At 63.2% G+C, this 21,041-nt stretch carries 14 protein-coding genes; 11 read left to right on the forward strand and 3 right to left on the reverse strand.

Going from position 1 to position 21,041, the window contains the following annotated elements; all coding sequences use genetic code 11:
- Window positions 1–209: 209 nt before the first annotated feature.
- The 7 genes from OZ911_RS22805 (at window position 210) to OZ911_RS22835 (ending at window position 7,079) form a co-directional block, all read left to right on the forward strand.
- On the forward strand, window positions 210–1,127 hold the full coding sequence (locus tag OZ911_RS22805) for a glutamate/aspartate ABC transporter substrate-binding protein (protein ID WP_016488793.1): 918 nt from the start codon (window positions 210–212) through the stop codon (window positions 1,125–1,127).
- A 142-nt stretch (window positions 1,128–1,269) separates the two neighbouring features.
- The gene (locus OZ911_RS22810) at window positions 1,270–2,016 is read left to right on the forward strand and encodes an amino acid ABC transporter permease (RefSeq protein WP_016488794.1); all 747 of its coding nucleotides are present in this window, start codon (window positions 1,270–1,272) and stop codon (window positions 2,014–2,016) included.
- On the forward strand, window positions 2,017–2,688 hold the full coding sequence (locus OZ911_RS22815) for an amino acid ABC transporter permease (RefSeq protein WP_016488795.1): 672 nt from the start codon (window positions 2,017–2,019) through the stop codon (window positions 2,686–2,688).
- The gene (locus OZ911_RS22820; RefSeq protein ID WP_016488796.1) at window positions 2,685–3,419 is read left to right on the forward strand and encodes an amino acid ABC transporter ATP-binding protein; all 735 of its coding nucleotides are present in this window, start codon (window positions 2,685–2,687) and stop codon (window positions 3,417–3,419) included. The genes OZ911_RS22815 and OZ911_RS22820 overlap by 4 nt, the downstream gene beginning before the upstream one ends.
- A 69-nt stretch (window positions 3,420–3,488) precedes the next feature.
- Window positions 3,489–5,393, forward strand: coding sequence for a two-component sensor histidine kinase AauS (gene aauS, locus OZ911_RS22825; protein ID WP_016488797.1), 1,905 nt, complete (start codon window positions 3,489–3,491; stop codon window positions 5,391–5,393).
- 47 nt (window positions 5,394–5,440) lie between these two features.
- Window positions 5,441–6,718, forward strand: a complete 1,278-nt coding sequence (aauR, locus tag OZ911_RS22830) for a two-component response regulator AauR (protein WP_231995345.1) — start codon at window positions 5,441–5,443, stop codon at window positions 6,716–6,718.
- Window positions 6,719–6,743: 25 nt separating this feature from the next.
- Window positions 6,744–7,079 (forward strand): GlpM family protein, encoded by a 336-nt coding sequence (locus OZ911_RS22835; protein ID WP_016488799.1) that lies wholly within the window; start codon window positions 6,744–6,746, stop codon window positions 7,077–7,079.
- 29 nt (window positions 7,080–7,108) lie between these two features.
- Here OZ911_RS22835 and OZ911_RS22840 read toward each other — a convergent pair whose 3' ends face one another.
- A complete protein-coding gene (locus tag OZ911_RS22840; protein WP_016488800.1) occupies window positions 7,109–8,104 on the reverse strand; it encodes an alpha/beta fold hydrolase in 996 nt (331 codons plus the stop codon).
- Between the two features lie 196 nt (window positions 8,105–8,300).
- Between OZ911_RS22840 and metR the strand changes: the two genes are divergently transcribed.
- The gene (gene metR / locus OZ911_RS22845; RefSeq protein ID WP_016488801.1) at window positions 8,301–9,218 is read left to right on the forward strand and encodes a transcriptional regulator MetR; all 918 of its coding nucleotides are present in this window, start codon (window positions 8,301–8,303) and stop codon (window positions 9,216–9,218) included.
- Here the strand turns inward: metR and OZ911_RS22850 are convergent.
- On the reverse strand, window positions 9,202–9,615 hold the full coding sequence (locus OZ911_RS22850; protein WP_023047129.1) for an NUDIX hydrolase: 414 nt from the start codon (window positions 9,613–9,615) through the stop codon (window positions 9,202–9,204). The genes metR and OZ911_RS22850 overlap by 17 nt on opposite strands.
- Before the next feature lie 130 nt (window positions 9,616–9,745).
- Between OZ911_RS22850 and OZ911_RS22855 the strand changes: the two genes are divergently transcribed.
- Window positions 9,746–14,026 (forward strand): DEAD/DEAH box helicase, encoded by a 4,281-nt coding sequence (locus tag OZ911_RS22855; RefSeq protein ID WP_070086883.1) that lies wholly within the window; start codon window positions 9,746–9,748, stop codon window positions 14,024–14,026.
- A 244-nt stretch (window positions 14,027–14,270) separates the two neighbouring features.
- Complete coding sequence (locus OZ911_RS22860) at window positions 14,271–15,890, forward strand: FMN-binding glutamate synthase family protein (RefSeq protein ID WP_016488804.1); 1,620 nt, start codon at window positions 14,271–14,273, stop codon at window positions 15,888–15,890.
- Between the two features lie 124 nt (window positions 15,891–16,014).
- Here OZ911_RS22860 and OZ911_RS22865 read toward each other — a convergent pair whose 3' ends face one another.
- On the reverse strand, window positions 16,015–17,433 hold the full coding sequence (locus OZ911_RS22865; protein ID WP_023047128.1) for an amino acid permease: 1,419 nt from the start codon (window positions 17,431–17,433) through the stop codon (window positions 16,015–16,017).
- 391 nt (window positions 17,434–17,824) lie between these two features.
- On the opposite strand from OZ911_RS22865, the gene OZ911_RS22870 reads away from it, so the two are divergent.
- The gene (locus OZ911_RS22870) at window positions 17,825–20,974 is read left to right on the forward strand and encodes a transglycosylase domain-containing protein (protein WP_023047127.1); all 3,150 of its coding nucleotides are present in this window, start codon (window positions 17,825–17,827) and stop codon (window positions 20,972–20,974) included.
- The last annotated feature ends 67 nt before the right edge of the window (window positions 20,975–21,041 follow it).

A 21,041-nucleotide genomic window follows, 5' to 3' on the forward strand; every position in this document is an offset into this window, starting at 1 on the left:
TTCGGTAATCCGACAACAGAAGAATGCTCAAAAACCTTCATACAGGGTTCATGCCCAGGCTTTGCGCGGGGTTATGATCATTGGCAGGGCTTGGCACGACTCATGCTCTACACTTGGTAGCCGAATGCACTCGCTTCTTGCTGTATTCGTTGAACGAAAGAGTCCGCCAACGGCTCCATAAAAAAAACAAACACGTCGAGGAAAATTTGATGCGTATCGTTCGTCAATTGCTGGGCGCCGCCATCGCGGCCGCTGTGATCGCTTCGCCGGCCATGGCCGAAGAACTGACTGGCACCCTGAAGAAGATCAAGGAATCGGGCACCATCACCCTGGGCCACCGCGACTCCTCCATCCCGTTTTCCTACCTGGCCGGCAAACCCGAGCCCGTGGGCTACTCGCATGACATCCAGCTGGCTGTCGTCGACGCCCTGAAGAAGCAACTGGGTACGGACATCAAGGTCCGTTACAACCTGGTCACCTCCCAGACCCGCATCCCGCTGGTGCAGAACGGCACCGTCGACCTTGAGTGCGGCTCCACCACCAACAACGTCGAGCGCCAGCAACAAGTCGGCTTCTCGGTCGGCATCTTCGAAGTCGGTACCCGCCTGTTGACCAAGGTCAAGGACGGTCAACCTGCATACAAAGACTTCCCGGACCTGGCCGGCAAGAACGTGGTGACCACCGCCGGTACCACCTCCGAGCGCATCCTCAAGGCGATGAACGCCGACAAGCAAATGAAGATGAACGTGATTTCCGCCAAGGACCACGGTGAAGCCTTCAACATGCTCGAAAGCGGCCGCGCCGTGGCCTTCATGATGGACGATGCGCTGCTGGCCGGTGAAATGGCCAAGGCACGCAAGCCATCCGACTGGGTCATCACCGGTACCCCGCAGTCGTACGAAATTTACGGCTGCATGGTGCGCAAGGAAGATGAGGCGTTCAAGAAAGCGGTCGACGACGCCATCGTGGGCTACTTCAAATCGGGCGAAGTCAACAAGAGCTACGACAAGTGGTTCAATCAGCCGATCCCGCCTAAAGGCCTGAACCTGCAGTTCCCGATGAGCGACGAGCTGAAAAAGCTGATCGCCGAGCCGACCGACAAGGCTGCGGACGAGAAGAAGTCCTGATCCTCAGATAGTGGCCTGGTGCTCAACAGCACGAATCAATTCTGCAGGCCACTCATTAGTGTCTAACCTTTCATCCGAGGGCGCCAAGCGCCCCCGGATGCTCGAAGGTGCCCGTGAAACAACCGTCTGAGGGGAAATCCCGATGAATTACAACTGGGACTGGGGCGTGTTCTTCAAGTCCACCGGCGTGGGCAGCGAAACCTATCTGGACTGGTACATCACCGGCCTGGGCTGGACCATCGCCATCGCCATCACCGCCTGGATCATTGCGCTGCTGCTGGGGTCACTCCTCGGTGTCATGCGTACCGTGCCGAACCGTCTGGTATCGGGCATCGCTACCGCCTATGTGGAACTGTTCCGCAACGTGCCACTGCTGGTGCAGCTGTTCATCTGGTACTTCCTGGTGCCGGACCTGCTGCCGGAAGGCTTGCAGGAATGGTTCAAGCAGGACCTCAACCCGACTACCTCGGCGCTGATCAGCGTGGTCGTCTGCCTGGGCCTGTTCACCGCCGCCCGCGTCTGTGAACAGGTACGTACCGGTATCCAGGCGCTGCCCAAAGGCCAGGAAGCCGCCGCACGCGCCATGGGCTTCAGCCTCCCGCAGATCTACAACAATGTGCTGCTGCCGCAGGCTTACCGGATCATCATTCCGCCGCTCACCTCCGAGTTCCTCAACGTCTTCAAGAACTCCTCGGTGGCATCGCTGATCGGCCTGATGGAACTGCTGGCGCAAACCAAGCAGACCGCCGAGTTCTCCGCCAACCTGTTCGAGGCGTTCACCCTGGCCACGCTGATCTACTTCACCCTGAACATGGGCCTGATGCTGCTGATGCGCATGGTCGAGAAGAAAGTCGCCGTGCCTGGCCTGATTTCCGTGGGAGGCAAGTAAATGGACATGGATTTCAGCGAAATCATCCCGGCCCTGCCAGCCCTCTGGGAAGGTATGGTCATGACCCTGCAGCTGATGGTCATGGGCGTTGTCGGCGGTATCGCACTGGGCACCATCCTGGCGCTGATGCGCCTGTCGTCGAGCAAGCTGCTGTCACGTGTGGCAGGTGCCTACGTCAACTACTTCCGCTCGATCCCGCTGCTGCTGGTGATCACCTGGTTCTACCTGGCGGTGCCGTTCGTGCTGCGGTGGATTACCGGCGAAGACACGCCAGTGGGTGCGTTCACCTCTTGCGTGGTAGCCTTCATGATGTTCGAGGCGGCGTACTTCTGCGAGATCGTGCGTGCCGGCGTGCAGTCGATTTCCAAAGGCCAGATGGGCGCCGCGCAAGCGCTGGGCATGAACTACGCGCAGACCATGCGCCTGATCATCCTGCCCCAGGCCTTCCGCAAGATGACCCCGTTGCTGCTGCAACAGAGCATCATCCTCTTCCAGGACACCTCGCTGGTATACACCGTGGGCCTGGTGGACTTCCTCAACTCGGCACGTTCCAACGGCGATATCATCGGGCGCTCCCATGAGTTCCTGATCTTCGCCGGCGTCGTCTACTTCATCATCAGCTTCTCCGCTTCGTGGCTGGTCAAGCGCCTGCAAAAAAGGATCACCGTATGATTTCCATCAAGAACGTCAACAAGTGGTACGGCGACTTCCAGGTACTGACCGATTGCAGCACCGAGGTCAAGAAAGGTGAGGTGGTGGTAGTCTGCGGCCCGTCGGGCTCGGGCAAGTCCACCCTGATCAAGTGCGTCAACGCGCTGGAGCCGTTCCAGAAGGGCGACATCGTGGTCGACGGCACGTCGATCTCCGACCCGAAGACCAACCTGCCGAAGCTGCGTTCGCGGGTGGGCATGGTGTTCCAGCACTTCGAACTGTTCCCGCACCTGACCATCACCGAGAACCTGACCATTGCGCAGCGCAAGGTGCTGGGCCGCAGCGAGGCAGAAGCCACCCAAAAGGGCCTGGCCCTGCTCGACCGTGTAGGGCTCAGCGCCCACGCCAAGAAGCACCCCGGCCAACTCTCCGGCGGGCAGCAGCAACGCGTGGCCATCGCCCGCGCCTTGGCAATGGACCCGGTCGTCATGCTGTTCGACGAACCCACCTCGGCACTGGACCCGGAAATGGTCAGCGAGGTGCTGGACGTGATGGTGCAACTGGCCCACGAAGGCATGACCATGATGTGCGTGACCCACGAGATGGGCTTTGCCCGCAAGGTCGCCAACCGGGTCATCTTCATGGACAAGGGCAGCATCATCGAAGACTGCACCAAGGAAGAGTTCTTCGGCGATCAGAGTGCCCGCGACCAGCGCACCCAGCACTTCCTCAGCAAGATCCTGCAGCACTAATCCGGCCACTGCATCCGCTGCCACGGGACCCACCGGGCAGCGGATGCTGGTCGTGACAAGGCCACTGTGATGAAATGCGACCCCTCGCTACTGCTCCCTGCCAAGCCTGCCGTGAATTCCCGCCTGATCCGACAATTGCTGTTACCGCCACTGATCATTCTGCTGATGGTCGGCCTGGGAATGGCTGGCTACCTGATCAGCGAGAGCAACGGCATCCGCACCCTCAGCGAAAACGGCGAGCGCCAGCTGGAGCTGCACGCGCGTACGGTCGAAAGCGAAATCAGCAAATATACCTACCTGCCCAGCCTGCTCGAGCTGGAAGACAGCGTTTCACACCTGCTCACCGAGCCGGACGGCGGCTCGCGCCAAACGGTCAATGAATACCTTGAGGGGCTAAATCGGCGCAGCCGCAGCCGCGCCATCTTCGTCCTCGACACCAATGGCCGGGTACAGGCCACCAGCAACTGGCGCGACGCCGACTCGTTTCTCGGTGAAGACCTGTCGTTCCGCGCCTACTTTCAGACGGCTGTGCGCGGCGAACCCGGGCGTTTCTACGGCATCGGCAGTACCACGGGCGAAGCCGGCTATTACCTGGCCCATGGGCTTGAAGAACACGGCAAGATCATTGGCGTGGCGGTGATCAAGGTGCGTCTGGATACGCTCGAGGAGCGCTGGCAGCGTGCCCGCCTGGAGGCATTCGTCAGCGACGAGAACGGCATCATCATCCTCTCCAGTGACCCGGCCCGACGCCTGAAGTCGGTGCGCCCGCTGACCCCGCAAATCAAGGAGCGCCTGGCGCGCAGCCTGCAATACTACTGGTGGCCGCTCAACGAACTGCAGCCACTGGCCCGGGAAACCCTGGCCGATGGCGTGGAAAAGCTGACCTTTCCGGCCAACAGTGAAACCGCGCACGGCAAGCAGCACGAAGTCGCCTACCTGGCCCAGACCCGGCGCCTGGCCGATACACCCTGGCACTTCACCCTGCTGACCCCGCTGCAGGACCTGCGCCGCGAATCCATGGTGCAGGGCGTCCTGGTGGGCGTAGCCTTTGCCTTGCTGGCCATACTCGGCATCGCCTGGAACGAGCGGCGCAAGGTCATTGCCACCCGCCTGGCGGCCCGCGAAGCACTTGAGGCAGCCAACAACCAGCTGGAGCGACGCATTGCCGAACGCACGGCAGACCTGCGCGCCAGCAACGAACGCCTGAAAGGCCAGATTCGCGAGCGCAGGCATGCCGAGCAGACCCTGCGCCACGCCCAGGATGAGCTGGTGCAGGCTGGCAAGCTGGCCGCCATCGGGCAGATGTCCACCAGCATTGCCCATGAACTGAACCAGCCGCTGGCCGCGCTGCGCACGTTGTCTGGCAACACCGTGCGCTTCCTCGAACGCGGGGCGCTGGAAACGGCCAGTACCAACCTGCGTACCATGAACGACCTGATCGACCGCATGGGGCGCATCACCGCCAGCCTGCGCTCGTTCGCCCGGCGCAGTGACGACAGCGGCCAGGCCTCACTGGCCAAGGCGGTAGAGGCCACCTTGCAGGTGTTGGCCAACCGCATCAGCGCCTGCCATTTGCAGTTGCATCACCAGTTCGAGGACCAGCAACTGGCCATCGACCAGACCCGCCTGGAGCAGATTCTGGTCAACCTGATCGGCAACGCCCTCGATGCCATGGCCGCACAACCGTTGCCCGAGCTGTGGCTGGAAGGCGAGCTGCAGGGTGACAAGTACCGCTTGCAGGTGCGCGACAATGGCCACGGCATCGACGCTGAGGCGCGCAAGCACCTGTTCGAACCTTTCTTCACCACCAAACCGGGCGAACATGGCCTGGGCCTGGGTCTGACCCTGTCGGCGAGCCTTGCCGCCGCCGCCAAGGGCAGCCTCAATGTCGAGCACCCCGCCACTGGCGGCACGGCCTTCGTCCTGGCCCTGCCCCTGGTCACCCCTCCTAGCGAACCGGCAGAGCAACCATGAACCAAGCGCCACTTACCGTCCTGATCGTTGAAGACGACCCGCATGTGCTGCTCGGCTGCCAGCAGGCACTGGCCCTGGAGGACATCGCCTGCGAGGGCGTGGGCAGCGCCGAGCAAGCGCTGGAACGCATCGGCGACGATTTCGCCGGCATCGTCGTCAGCGATATCCGCCTGCCGGGCATCGATGGCCTGGAACTGCTCAACCGCCTGAAGGCCCGCGACCGCAGCCTGCCGGTGGTGTTGATTACCGGTCACGGTGACATCGACATGGCGGTCGGCGCCATGCGCAATGGCGCCTACGACTTCATGGAAAAACCGTTCTCCCCCGAACGCCTGGTCGACGTGGTGCGCCGCGCCCTCGAACATCGCGGGCTGTCACGCGAGGTGGTGGCCCTGCGCCGTCAACTGGCCGAGCAGAGCAGCCTGGAGGGGCGCATCATTGGTCGTTCGCCGGCCATGGAACACTTGCGCGAACTGATCGCCAACGTCGCCGATACCTCGGCCAACGTGCTGATCGAAGGCGAGACCGGAACCGGCAAGGAGCTGGTCGCCCGCTGCCTGCACGATTTCAGCCGGCGCCAGGGCCAGCCCTTTGTAGCGCTGAACTGTGGCGGCCTGCCGGAAAACCTGTTCGAGAGCGAGATTTTCGGCCACGAGGCCAACGCCTTCACTGGCGCCGGCAAACGCCGTATCGGCAAGATCGAACACGCCAACGGAGGCACGCTGTTCCTCGATGAAGTGGAAAGCATGCCGATCAACCTGCAGATCAAGCTGCTGCGCGTACTGCAGGAACGCACGCTGGAGCGGCTGGGCTCGAACCAGAGCATCCCGGTGGACTGCCGGGTGATTGCAGCGACCAAGGCCGACCTCGATAGCATGGGCCAGAGCGGCCAGTTCCGCAGCGACCTGTACTACCGGCTGAACGTGGTAACCCTGGAGCTGCCTCCCCTGCGCGAGCGCCGTGAAGACATCACGCAGTTGTTCGAACACTTCCTCCAGCAGTCAGCCCTGCGCTTCGACCGTGAAGCACCGATGCTGGACAGCCAGATCCTGTCACGCCTGATGGCCCACGACTGGCCGGGCAACGTGCGCGAGTTGCGCAACGTGGCCGAACGCTATGCCCTGGGCCTGCCGGCGTTCAAAAAGGGCCCCAGCGGCGGTGCCAGCCAGGGCCTGGGCTTTGCCGAGGCAGTGGAAGCGTTCGAGCGCAACCTGCTCAGCGATGCATTGCAACGCACGGGCGGCAACCTGAGCCAGGCCAGCCAGGAGCTGGGCATGGCCAAGACCACGCTGTTCGACAAAGTGAAAAAGTACGGCCTCGGCTGACCTCAACCCAAACTGGAAAGAAAACGTGGACCTGGTATTCAAAGCTGCGCTCGGTGCTGGCGTGGTGCTGCTGCTGGCGGTGCTGTCGAAAACGCGCAACTACTACATCGCAGGGCTGGTGCCGCTGTTTCCCACCTTTGCCCTGATTGCCCACTACATCGTTGGCAAGGGGCGCAGCATTGCCGACTTGAAGGCCACCATCCTGTTCGGCATGTGGTCGATCATTCCCTATTTCGTGTACCTGGCAACCCTGTATGTGCTGGTCGACCGCCTGCGCCTGGAGACGTCGATGGCCCTGGCCACGGTAGCGTGGCTGATGGCCGCGACCGTGCTGGTGACCTTGTGGGTGCGGATGCACTGATCAAAATGCGCGCTGGCTGCTTCGCGGAGTCAGAGCCCGGCGATGTGCGTGACCTCTTGCCTGTGCGCCTGCAAATAAGGCAATACCGCCCCCAGCAGCGGCGCCTTGAACGGCTCCTGAAAGCGGTGCGCCAACCCAGGTATCAGGCGCAACTGGCTGCCCTGGATATGCGCCGCCAGGTGCACGCCGTGCATCACCGGCAACAACGGGTCGGCCGTGCCATGCACCACCAGCGTCGGCACACGAAGCTGGTTCAAAAGCTCGACGCGGCTGGGCTCAGCCAGTATCGCCATGATCTGGCGCTTGGCCCCGTCCGGGTTGAACGCCCGGTCATAGGCGACCGCCGCCTGGCGCAGCAATACCGCGCGGTCGTCCCGCACCTCGGGGCTGCCTAAAGCCGCCAGCAGGTCGGCCTGCTGCTCGATGGCCACTTCGCGGTTCGGCGCGCTACGCCGGGCCAGCAGTTGCACCAGCGCCGGGGCCGGCGCAGGCAGCCCCGCTGCCCCTGAACTGGACATGACCAATGTCAGGCTGCGCACGCGCTCGGGGGCCATGGCTGCCAGATGCTGGGCGATCATGCCGCCCATGCTCACGCCCAAGACATGAAACTGGCGTACACCCAATGCGTCCATCAGGCGCAAGCCGTCATCGGCCATATCCGTCAGCGTATAGGGCGCCGCCACCGGCAGGCCCAGCTTGTAGCGCAACAGCTCGACCGTCAGGTTGGCCGACGGTGGCACCTGGTTCCAGCGTGACAGGCCGACATCGCGGTTGTCATAGCGGATCACCCGAAAGCCTTGGCGGCACAGGGCCTCGACCACATCGTCCGGCCAATGAATCAGCTGCCCGCCCAGGCCCATCACCAGCAGCAAGGCCGGGTCACGCTGCGCCCCGACGCTCTGGTACACCAGGCTGACGGCGCCCAGCTCGGCACGCTGCACCGGCACATGGGCGTCACAATGCTGTTCGGCGAAACTCGCCGGTACGCTGAACATGAAGAAAAGAAAAAGCCAAAAAGCCCGCATGAAAGAAACACCAGAATGCAGATCCCCAGTAGAGCGCGAGTCTGATGAATTCTGTTCGATCGCGCTGCCACAGTTCGGTGACAGTTTCATGACTCCCGCCAGGCGGTGCATCCAAATGCCCAGTCGACAGCCGCGCCAACATGAGGGAAACTCAACTCACCCCCTGTTTCTTTAAATTTCAACCCCGGAGTCAGCAGTGCTGGAGATCCGCCACCTGAAAACCCTTCATGCCCTGCGCGAAGCCGACAGCCTGGTGGAGGCCGCCGAGCGCCTGCACCTGACCCAGTCGGCGCTATCGCACCAGTTCAAGGAACTGGAAGAACGCCTGGGCCTGCCCCTGTTCGTGCGCAAGACCAAGCCGATCCGCTTCACCAGTGCCGGGCTTCGCCTGCTGCAACTGGCCGATGCCACCCTGCCGCTGCTGCGCGGCGCCGAGCGCGACATCGCGCGCCTGGCCGGCGGCACTGCCGGGCGCCTGCACATGGCCATCGAATGCCATAGCTGCTTCCAGTGGCTGATGCCAACCATCGACCAGTTCCGCGACGCCTGGCCGGAGGTGGAGCTGGACCTGGCCTCCGGCTTTGCCTTCGCCCCATTGCCGGCCCTGGCCCGCGGCGACCTGGACCTGGTGGTGACCTCCGACCCGGTGGACCTGGCAGGCATCACGTATGTGCCACTGTTCACCTATGAGGCAATGCTGGCGGTGGCCAACCAGCACCCGCTGGCCAGCAAGCCTTACATGGTGCCGCAAGATCTGCTCGACCAGACGCTGATCACCTACCCGGTGGAGCGCGACCGCCTGGACATCTTCACCCGCTTCCTGGAGCCGGCCGACATCGAGCCGGCCGCCGTACGCACCTCGGAGCTGACGGTAATGATGATGCAGCTGGTAGCCAGCGGCCGCGGGGTATGCGGCATGCCGCACTGGGCACTGCACGAGTACAGCTCGCGCGGCTATGTGAAGGGCAAACGCCTGGGTGAGAAAGGCCTGTTCGCCACCCTTTATGCGGCCGTGCGCACCGACATGCTCGATGCGCCTTACATGCGCGACTTTTTGCTGACCGCCAAAGACACCTCGTTCGCCACCCTCGATGGGGTCAGCGCGGTGCGTTGAGCGCCTGGCGGTACAGCGGCAGGATCAGGTCGCGGGTCAGCGGCGCCAGTGGCATGACGGGCGCCTGGTCAGCGGCCAGCCAGACAACCTCTTCGATCTCCGCAGCCGGGACCACGGCTGCGGCGCTGTCGACACGAAACAACTCGGCCTGCACTTCGAAGCCAGGCTCGTTGGCGGCTGGGGCACTGAACTGGCCCAGGTGCACGGCCTGGGCCGGGTCGATGTGCAAGCCCAGCTCCTCGTTCAACTCGCGCACCAGTGCCTGCACCGGCGTTTCACCGGCATCGATCTTGCCGCCTGGCTGCATGAAAGCCCCGGTGCCGCGCTTGCGCACCAGCAGGGTTCGGCCCTGAGGGTCGATCAGCAGGGCGGCGGCGATGCGGATTATGTTCGGCATGGATCAGCTCACTCAAGAAATCAAAGAAGGTATCGCCTGCGCTTGCCGGCGATAGGGCCAGCGCAGGCAACATAGCATCCGCGACGAACGGCCCCTTGCCAACCCGCCGCATACACTCCATAACCAACACATGAACCTGCCCGCCAAACACCACCCGGTGCTCGCGCTGTTCCACCCTGCCGTGCGCACCTGGTTCCGTCGCCATTTCGCCACGGTCACTGAAGCCCAGGCACAGGCCTGGCCGCTGATCCATGCGGGCCAGTCGATGTTACTGGCCGCGCCGACCGGTTCGGGCAAAACCCTCAGTGCTTTCCTGGCGGTGCTCGACGAGCTGTTCCGTGAAGGCCTGGAGCACCAAGGTGAGCTGCCCGCGCAAACCCAGGTGATCTACGTTTCACCGCTGAAGGCCCTGTCGAATGATATTCGCCTGAACCTCCAGGCCCCGCTCGAAGGCATCAGCCTGGCCCTCACAGACCAGGGCCTGAACGCCCCACACATCACCACAGCCGTGCGCACGGGCGACACGCCACAAAAGGAACGTGCTGCCATGCGCAAGCTGGCCCCGCACATTCTGGTGACAACCCCCGAATCGCTGTACGTGTTGATGGGCTCGGCTTCGGGCCGTGAAGGCCTGGCCAACGTGCACACGGTAATCGTCGACGAAATTCACGCATTGGCCGGCAACAAGCGTGGCGCCCACCTGGCGCTTACCCTCGAACGCCTGCAAGCCTTGTGCAAACGGCCACTGCGGCGTATCGGCCTGTCCGCCACGCAACGCCCGGTCGAGCGGGTGGCACAGTTTCTGGTCGGTAGCGGGCGCCCCTGCGCCATCGTCGATGTAGGCCATGCGCGCGAACGCGATCTGGCCATCGAAGTGCCGCCGGTGCCACTTGGCGCGGTAATGGCCAACGATGTCTGGGGCCTGGTCTACGACCGCTTGGCCACCCTCGCCCGCGAACACCGCACCACGCTCGTATTCGTCAACACCCGGCGCCTTGCCGAGCGCATCACCCGTCACCTCAGCGACCGGCTGGGCAAGGAGGCGGTCGCCGCGCACCATGGCAGCCTGTCCAAGGAGCTGCGCCTGGGTGCAGAGCAGCGGCTCAAGCGCGGCCATTTGCAGGTGCTGGTCGCCACCGCTTCGCTGGAGCTGGGCATTGATATCGGCGATATCGACCTGGTGTGCCAGATCGCCTCGCCAGGTTCGATTGCCGCCTTCCTGCAACGGGTTGGCCGCGCCGGCCACCAGGTGGACGGCGTGCCCAAGGGGCGCCTGTTCGCCACCTCACGCGATGACCTGATCGAATGCGTGGCCCTGCTGGACTGCGTGCGCCAAGGCGAACTGGACGAGCTGCACATACCCCGGGCACCGCTGGACGTGCTGGCCCAGCAGATCGTGGCCGAAGCCAGTAACCAGGACTGGCACGAACAAGCCCTGTTCGACTGCTTGCGCCAGGCCACGCCCTACACCGAGCTCGACCAGCGCCACTACCAGGCGCTGCTCAGCATGCTCGCCGAGGGCTACAACGGCCGCCAGGGTATCCGCAGCGCCTATTTGCACCGCGATGCGGTCAGCGGCACCTTGCGCGGCCGTCGCGGCAGCCAACTGACGGCGTTGACCAGCGGCGGCACCATCCCTGACAACGCCGACTACACCGTACTGCTGGAACCACAGGCGCTGAACATTGGCAGCGTCAATGAAGACTTTGCCGTGGAGAGCATTGCCGGCGATATCTTCCAGCTGGGCAACGCCTCCTATCGCATTCTGCGCGTCGAGGCGGGCCGCGTACGGGTGGAAGATGCCCATGGCCTGCCGCCGACCATTCCGTTCTGGCTGGGTGAAGCGCCCGGGCGCAGCAACGAGCTGTCTGCCGCCGTGGCGCGGCTGCAGGCACGGGTCGACCAGCAACTGGCCCAGGCTGACGGCGACATGGTCGAGGTACTGGCATGGTTGCAGGCTACCTTCGAACTGGACGAAGACAGCGCCAGCCAGTTGCTCGACTACCTGGCCCGCACCCGCGAGGTGCTTGGCGCCCTGCCCTCGCAGGACACGCTGGTGATGGAGCGCTTTTTCGATGAGTCCGGCGGGACCCAGCTGATCATCCATTCGCCCTACGGCAGCCGCATCAACCGCGCGTGGGGCCTGGCCCTGCGCAAACGCTTCTGCCGCACCTTCAATTTCGAGCTGCAGGCTGCCGCCAGCGAAGATGCCATCGTGCTGTCGCTGTCGACCAGCCACAGTTTCGCGCTGGACGAGGTGTGGCGTTACCTCAATAGCCGCAGTGCCGAGCAGATCCTCGTCCAGGCGGTGCTGGATGCGCCGCTGTTTGGCGTACGCTGGCGCTGGAACGCCGGCGTTGCAATGGCCCTCCCGCGCTTCGTGGGCGGGCGCAAGGTCGCGCCACAGATCCAGCGCATGAAGAGCGAAGACTTGGTGGCCGCCGTGTTCCCAGACCAGATCGCCTGCCTGGAAAACATTGCCGGCGAGCGGCAGATACCCGACCACCCGCTGGTCGAACAAACCCTGGACGACTGCCTGCATGAGGCGATGGACAGCGAAGGTTGGCTGGCCCTGTTGCGACGCATGGAAAGCGGGGCGGTACGTCTGTTGTGCCGTGACCTGCCCGCGCCTTCGCCACTGGCCTCTGCCATTCTCAATGCCAGGCCGTACGCTTTTCTGGACGATGCCCCGCTGGAAGAACGGCGCACCCAGGCAGTACTCAACCGACGCTGGAGCGAAGTGCACAGTGGCGACGACCTGGGCGCGCTGGACGCTGATGCCATCGCCGCCGTCGCGGCAGAAGCCTGGCCACAGCCAGGCAATGCAGACGAAATGCACGAAGCGCTGATGGGCCTGGGCGCCATCAGCCAAGCTGAAGTGCAGGGCAATGCCAGCTGGGACCTGTTGCTCAGGCAACTGGCCAAAAATGGTCGGGCCTTGCGCCTGGCGGACGAAAAGCTGTGGTTGGCGCGTGAGCGACTGGGCCTGCTGCAGAGCGTGTATCCGGACGCTGTGCTGGAACCTGCCTTGCAGATGCTGCCTGGGTTCGATCAGGCCCCCGAGCCGGACCTTGCCCTGACTGAACTGTTACGTGCCCGTCTGAGTGGCCATGGCCCCAGCACCGCGCCACAGATAGCCGCACCGCTTGGCAAGCCGTTGCCAGCCGTCGAGCAGGCACTGGCCCGCCTGGAAGCTGAAGGCTATGTGCTGCGCGGGCATTTCAGCCCTGGTGCAACCGACCTGCAGTGGTGCGAACGCCATTTGCTGGCGCGCATTCATCGCTACACCGTGAAACGCCTGCGCCGGGAGATCGAACCGGTCAGCCTCCAGGACTTCATGCGCTTTCTGTTCGACTGGCAGCACTTGGCACCTGACGAGCGCTTGCGTGGTCCGCAGGCGCTGGCCGAAGTGCTGGGCCAGTTGCAGGGGTTTCCCAGCGCCGCCGGGGCGTGGGAGGCGGAACTGCTGCCTTCGCGCATCAAGGACTACAGCCCCCACTGGCTCGACGATGCCTGCCGCAGCGGCCAGTTTGCCTGGAGCCGGCTGGCGGCAACTTTGGCGAGCAGCACCCTATCAAGTACCCCACTGGTGCTGCTGCCGCGCGACCAGCTGAACACATGGCGCAGCCTGGCGCCCGCCCCAACGGTGGATGCCCTTGGCCTGCGTGCGCAACGTGTGCACGAAGCGCTTAAAACCGAGGGGGCGCTGTTCTTCGATGAACTGGCGCATGAGGCACGTCTGCTGCCCAGCGAACTGGAAACTGCGCTGCAGGAGCTGGTGGGTTCGGGCCTGGTCGGTGCGGACAGTTTCACCGGCTTACGCAGCCTGATCACCCCTGCAGCCAAGCGCAGCTCGCGTAACAGCCGCCGTGGCCACCCGCCGCTTTCCAGCAGCATGGCGCATGCCGGGCGCTGGGCACTGCTGCGCCGCAGCGCTACGCCACCGGATCAAGACCAGCGCCTGGAGTACATCGCCCGCACCCTGCTGCGCCGCTATGGCGTGATCTGCTGGCGGCTGCTGGAGCGCGAGAGTGATGTACTGCCGCCCTGGCGTGAACTGCTGCGCTGCTATCACCGGCTGGAGGCGCGTGGCGAGATCCGTGGTGGGCGCTTCATTGCCGGGCTGGCGGGTGAACAGTTCGCCTTGCCGGAGGCGGTGGGGTTGCTGCGGCAGGTGCGCCGCCGCGACCCGGACGGGACGTTGCTGGTAGTGAGTGGCAATGACCCGCTGAACCTGACCGGCTCGTTGCTGCCCGGGGCGAAAGTGCCAGCGGTGAGTGGTAACCGCTTGTTGTATCGCGACGGGGTACCGGTGGCGGTACGGGTGGCCGGGCGTTACTCGTATCTGGTCGAGGCGCCCGCACAAGAGCAGGAAATCTGGCGGCAGAAACTGCTGCGTGACAAGCACTGAGCGTTAGCGGCTGTACCGGCCCTATCGCCGGCAAGCCAGCTCCCACAAAGATGTCACTTCGCTCGAAGCTGGTGATGACCTGTAGGAGCTGGCTTGCCGGCGATAGGGCCGGTACAGCCAGTACATAACTTGACGAGAATGATTTTCGCTACCCCGATTTTAATTTGCAGGGCCCTGCAACTTGGCTATGGTCGGGGTTTGCCCCCAGGCCCTGAGCCTGACCGCGCCATCGCAAGGACCCTGTATGAGCCTGTCACTCCTCAGTCGCTATGCCTTCTTCGCAGCCTGTGTGCTGTTCACCCTGGCGAGCTTGCCCTTCACCCACCACGAATGGTTGTGGCCGTTCACCCTGACCACGGGCATCCTCAGCCTGATCGGCTTGTTCGACCTGCTGCAGCAACGCCATGCCGTACGCCGCAACTACCCGATCCTGGGCAACATCCGCTATCTGGTCGAGGCCATTCGCCCGGAAATCCGCCAGTACTTGCTGGAGTCCGACAGCGACGCCCTGCCATTCTCCCGCGCTCAGCGCTCGTTGGTGTACGCCCGGGCCAAGAACGAAGCCTCGGACAAACCGTTCGGCACCCTGATAGACGTATACGAGTCTGGTTTCGAGTTCATCGGCCACTCCATGCGCCCGGCGCCGCTGGCCGACCCAAGCAGCTTCCGCGTCATCGTCGGCGGGCCGCAGTGCAGCCAGCCGTACTCGGCCTCGATCTTCAACATTTCGGCCATGAGCTTCGGCTCGCTCAGCGCCAATGCCATCCGCGCCCTCAACCAGGGCGCCAAGCTGGGCAACTTCCACCATGACACCGGCGAAGGCAGTATCAGCCCTTATCACCGCGAGCATGGCGGCGACCTGGTCTGGGAACTGGGCAGCGGCTACTTCGGTTGCCGCACGCCGGACGGGCGTTTCGACCCCGAACGCTTCGCCGCCCAGGCGCGCAGCCCGCAGGTGCGCATGATCGAAATCAAGATGAGCCAGGGCGCCAAGCCCGGCCACGGCGGCATCCTGCCCAAACACAAGGTAACCCAAGAGATTGCCGAGACCCGAGGCGTGCTGATGGGCGAAGACTGCATCTCGCCGTCGCGCCACAGCGCTTTCTCCACGCCGATCGAGATGATGCAGTTCATTGCCCAGCTGCGTGAGCTGTCCGGCGGCAAACCAGTCGGCTTCAAATTCTGCCTGGGCCACCCGTGGGAGTTCATGGGCATCGCCAAGGCCATGCTGGAAACCGGCATCCTGCCCGACTTCATCGTCGTCGATGGCAAGGAAGGCGGCACCGGCGCCGCACCGGTAGAGTTCACCGACCATATCGGTGTGCCGCTGCGCGAAGGCCTGCTGTTCGTGCACAACACGCTGGTTGGCCTGAACCTGCGTGACAAGATCAAGCTCGGGGCCAGCGGCAAGATCGTCAGCGCCTTCGACATCGCCAGCGTGCTGGCCATTGGTGCTGACTGGGCCAACTCGGCGCGTGGCTTCATGTTCGCCATTGGCTGCATCCAGTCGCAGAGCTGCCACACCAACAAGTGCCCCACCGGCGTGGCCACGCAAGACCCACTGCGCCAGCGCGCTCTGGTGGTGCCGGACAAGGCCCAACGGGTGCTGAACTTCCACCACAACACCTTGCGTGCCCTGGCCGAAATGCTCGCGGCGGCGGGCCTGGACCACCCGGCGCAGCTGGAAGCCAAGCACCTGGTGCGGCGCGTCTCGGCCACCGAGATCAAGTTGTTCTCGCAGATGCATGTGTTCTTGAAACCGGGCGAGTTGCTGACCGGCGAGGTGAACGGGCAGTTCTATTCACGCATGTGGCAACTGGCCCGGGCCGACAGCTTTGAGCCACACAGCGAAGTGGCTGCCTGATAGAGCCCTGGGGCTGCTGCGCAGCCAGATCGCGACACAAGGCCGCTCCTGCAGAAATACGCGATCTCCTGTAGGAGCGGCCTTGCGCCGCGATGGGCCGCAAAGCGGCCCCAGAGGTTTCAGATCAGGAAGCGGTACAGGCCACACCTTGTACGTCTTTCGGCGCCAGACGGAACGCGTAGTACAGCACGGTCAGCAGCACCAGGAACGCCGGGCCAATGTACAGGGCCACACGGGTATCCTCGAAGTACGCCATCAAGCCAACCACCAGCACCAGGAAACCCAGCGCCAGGTAGGAGCTCAGCGGCCACAGCCACATGCGGTACTTCAGTGCCTTGCGCTCAGCAGTGGAAAGACCGGCACGGAACTTGAGCTGCGCCAGCAGGATCATCACCCAGGTCCAGATTGCACCGAAGGTGGCAATCGACGTTACCCAGACAAACACTTTTTCCGGCACCAGGTAGTTGGCCAGCACGCCCAGCAGTAGCGCGCCGATCGACAGCAGCAGTGCATTGCGCGGTACGCCATTCTTCGAGGTACGGGCAAAGGCGGCAGGGGCCTGGCCGTTTTGTGCCAGGCTGTAGAGCATGCGCCCGGTGCTGAAAATCCCGCCGTTGCACGACGACAGCGCCGCGGTGATGACCACGAAGTTGATGATGCCGGCGGCGGTCTTGATGCCGAGGCGCTCGAAGGTCATGACGAACGGGCTACCCTGGCTGCCAATTTCGTTCCACGGGTAGATCGACAGGATCACGAACAACGCACCGACGTAGAACAGCAGGATGCGCCAGAACACCGAGCCAATGGCCTGTGGGATGGTCTTTTGCGGGTTGCGTGCTTCGCCGGCGGTCAAACCGATCATTTCCACACCCAGGTAGGCGAACATCACCATCTGCAGCGACATCAGCACGCCGGTCACGCCATTCGGCATGAAGCCGCCGTTGCTCCACAGGTTGGAGACACCTACAGCCACACCGTCATTGCCGAAGCCGAAGGCAATGACACCGATGCCGCCAAGGACCATGGCGATGATGGTGACAATCTTGATCAGGGCGAACCAGAACTCGAATTCACCAAAGGCCTTCACCGCTACCAGGTTAACGGCGCCCATGCTACCCAAGGCTGCCAGGGCCCAGATCCAGCGGGGCACGTCGGGGAACCAGATACCCATGTAGATGGCTACTGCAGTAATTTCGGCGACACAGGTCACCAACCAGAGGAACCAGTAGTTCCACCCGGTGAGGAAGCCCGCCAGCGGGCCGAGGTAGTCTTGGGCATAGCGGCTGAACGACCCGGCGACCGGGTTATGCACGGCCATTTCGCCAAGGGCGCGCATGATCACCAGGATGGCCAAGCCACCGATGATGTAGGACAGCATGATGGCAGGGCCGGCCATTTCGATGGCTTTGGCCGAACCGAGGAAAAGACCGACGCCGATACAGGCGCCCAGCGCCATCAGGCGGATGTGCCGTTCGCCCAGTTCACGCTTGAGCGGGCCGCCTTCATTGGCCTGGCCATGGGCAGAGTGGTTGCCGACTGGCATAGCAATACAACCTCATTTTGTTATTGGATTTGACCTTCGTGCAGCACCGGCCAGGCCGATAGGCGTGGCGTCTGCTTGCCAGGCTGGCTTCGTGGGCCGGCCCGTTTGCCGGGGTAGAGCGCCCGGCAGGGCGAAGGGGCCGAGCAGTATAGGAAGACCGTTGCAGGGTTTTTCGCTGTATATACAGGAATAATCAGCAAGTTTTCTCGCCCGTGCAGCGGCCCGGAAAACTGCCCCGGCACCATAGCAACATCTCGGGGTCAAAAAACCCACACCAAAGCCGCATAGCCCTACCCCGCTTTTCTCCACCTCCTACAAATTTTTCACCTCACCCGCTCAACGTCTAAGCTTCAGACAAGCAAGACGAAAACACCTGGCCGGATTGAAGACTATGGGCGCACTGTGGCAATCGGAACCAAGCAGAACGGAAGCACCCGAGATACCTCCGGCCGAGACGCCCCAACCGAAGCCCCCCCGTCAGCGTCGGCTTTGGTGGCGGCTGATCATCCTCATCCTGCTGGTGGCGCTGGTAGCCATCGGCTTCGCTGCGTATGACGAATTCCGCACCTCCGAACTGCAATCGCGCGAGTTCAGCAAACTGGCCGCTACGCTGACCTACTCGCTGGAGCCTGGCCCTAGTGACGCCATTATCTACCCCGGTGAAGGGCCGTTCGACAAACGACTGGGCTACAGCGCCCTGGGCGAATTCCTGCCACGCCTGCTCAAGCGCGACTACCTGATCACTGAGCAGGTGAGGTTCTCCCCTGCGCTGATGAACTACGTCGATCATGGGCTGTTCGCGCCCTATATCGAGAAAATCCAGGCCGGCCTGTCGATCACTGATTGCCGCGGCGACACGCTGTACCAGTACAACTATCCACAGCACCTGTACCCGAACTTTGCCGCAATCCCGCCGGTGATGGTCAACAGCCTGTTGTTCATCGAGAACCGCGACCTGCTCGATACCCAGGACCCGCGCAACAACCCCGCCGTGGACTGGCCACGCTTTGCCAAAGCCGCCTACAGCCAGGTGGCCAAGTACCTGGCTTTGCCTGGTCAGTCTGCGGGCGGCAGCACGTTGGCCACGCAACTGGAAAAGTACCGCCACTCACCGGACGGCCTGACCGTGTCGGGTGCCGAGAAAATCCGACAGATGATTTCTGCCAGCGTGCGCGCCTACCGGGGCGGCCCGGATACCACCGAAGCACGCCAGCGCATCGTGCGCGACTACCTCAACAGTGTGCCGCTGTCGGCCGTGCCCGGGCACGGCGAAGTACACGGCATGGCCGAAGGCTTGCGGGTGTGGTACGGCGCCGACTTCGACCAGGTCAACCTGGCGCTGAATTCCACCGCCACTGACGCCGAAAGCATGGCCACACGCGGCCTTGCCCTGCGCCAGGTGCTGTCGCTGATGATTGCCCAGCGCCGCCCGTCCCACTACCTGTCCAAGGGCCGGGTCGAGCTGGCCGAACTCACCGATTCGCACATCCGCGTGCTCGCCGCAAACAATGTGATAGAGCAGCCACTGGCCGAAGCCGCACTGGCCAGCAAAGCGGTCTATCGCGACTGGGTAGCGCAGCCAACCATCGTGCCGATCGTCACCAACAAGGGCATCAGCCTGGCGCGTAACCGGCTGGCAGCCATGCTCAACCGCCCGCTGTATGATCTCGACCGCCTCGATGTGTCGGCCACCAGTACCCTGCAGGCCGACCTGCAACTGCAGGTCAGCCAGTACCTGAAAAACCTTGCCGACCCCGAGTTTGCCGCGCAGATGGGGCTGATCGGCGAGCGCCTGCTCACCACCAAGACCACCGACCAGGTGAGCTACAGCTTCACTTTGTTTGAGCGCACGGCCGACGGCTCGCGTGTACGGGTGCAGACCGACAGCACCAACCAGCCCTTCGACATCAACGAAGGCAGCAAGCTGGAGCTGGGCTCCACCGCCAAGTTGCGGGTGCTGACCACATACCTGGAGATCATCGCCGAACTGCACGACAAGTACGCCGGCAAGCCCGCTGCCGAGTTGAAGAAGGTCGAAGTCGCCGAACTCGACCGCATTACCCAGTGGTCGCTGGAATGGCTGGCGCAGAACAGCAAGAACCAGAGCCTGGACGCCATGCTCGACGCCGCGCTGGAGCGCAAATACTCCGCCAATACCGGTGAAGCCTTTTTCACAGGCGGCGGCATGCACGTGTTCAACAACTTCCGCAAGGAAGACAACAGCCGCAACCCGACACTCAAGGATGCCCTACGCGAATCGATCAACCTGCCGTTCATCCGCCTGATGCGCGACCTGGTGCGCTACGTGACCTACCAGCAGCCGTACAACCGCGTGCCGCTGCTCAAGGACGACGCCGACCCTCGCCGCCAGGAATACCTGGCCCGCTTCGCCGACAAGGAAGGCACCAACTACCTGATGCGCTTCTGGAAGAAATACCAGCGCAAAACCTCGCAGCAGCGCCTGGACACCTTCCTGGACAGCATGCGCGTGACCCCACAGCGGCTGGCAGCGGTGCACCGCTACCTGTTCCCTGAAGCAGGGCAGGAAACCTTCAATGCCTTCGTACGTGCCCACCTCAAGGGCGACAAGGCTGCCTTGGGCAAGTTGACCGACGGCCGCCTGTCAGAGATGTACGATGCCTATGGCCCCGGTAAATACGACCTGCCCGACCAAGGCTACATTGCCAAGGTCCACCCGCTGGACCTTTGGCTGCTCGGCTACCTGCTGAAGAACCCGAGCTCGACCTTGACCGAAATGGTCAACGCCAGCCGTTTCGAGCGCCAAGAGGTGTACAGCTGGCTGTTCAAGAGCCGCTACCAAGGGGCCCGCGATAGCCGCATCCGCACCATGGTGGAGATCGAAGCCTTCCTCGACATCCACCAGCGCTGGAAGCGCGTTGGCTATCCATTCGACCACCTCGTGCCCTCGCTGGCCACCGCGATCGGCAGTTCGGGCGACCGTCCTGCCGCCCTGTCCGAACTGGTCGGCATCATCCAGAACGACGGCATACGCCTGCCTACCCTGCGCATCGACACCCTGCACTTTGCAGCCAATACACCTTATGAGACCAAGTTGATCACCGACCCGGACCGGGGCGTGCGGATTCTGCCCGTGGAAGTGGCGCGCGCACTGAAAGGCGCCATGTCGCAGGTGGTGGATGCAGGCACGGCGCGGCGTATTTCCGGCAGTTTCAAGCTGCAGGACGGTACACCACTGGTGATGGGGGGCAAGACCGGTACCGGTGACAACCGCATTGAAAGCTTCGGCGCCGGTGGCAGGCTGATTGGCTCGCGCTCGCTGAACCGTACAGCCACCTTTGTGTTCTTCCTTGGCGACAACCACTTCGGCACCCTCACCGCCTTCGTGCCGGGGCGCTCGGCAGAGGCATTCAAATTCACCTCGGCGCTGCCGGTGCAGGTTCTCAAAGGCATGGCCCCGATTCTCATGCCGTACCTGCAGCCGGGCAATCCGAATGAGTGCAAACCGCCGCAGGTGGCCGTGAACACACCGACTGCGGCAGGGAACGTATCGAATGAATAGATGATAATCATCAGCATCCAGAGGCTTGTCTTTAGATATATCTTGAGTAATATCTTACGATATATCG

Origin of the sequence: Pseudomonas fortuita (genome assembly GCF_026898135.2) — a bacterium.
In the GTDB taxonomy this organism is placed as follows: Bacteria; Pseudomonadota; Gammaproteobacteria; order Pseudomonadales; family Pseudomonadaceae; genus Aquipseudomonas; species Aquipseudomonas fortuita.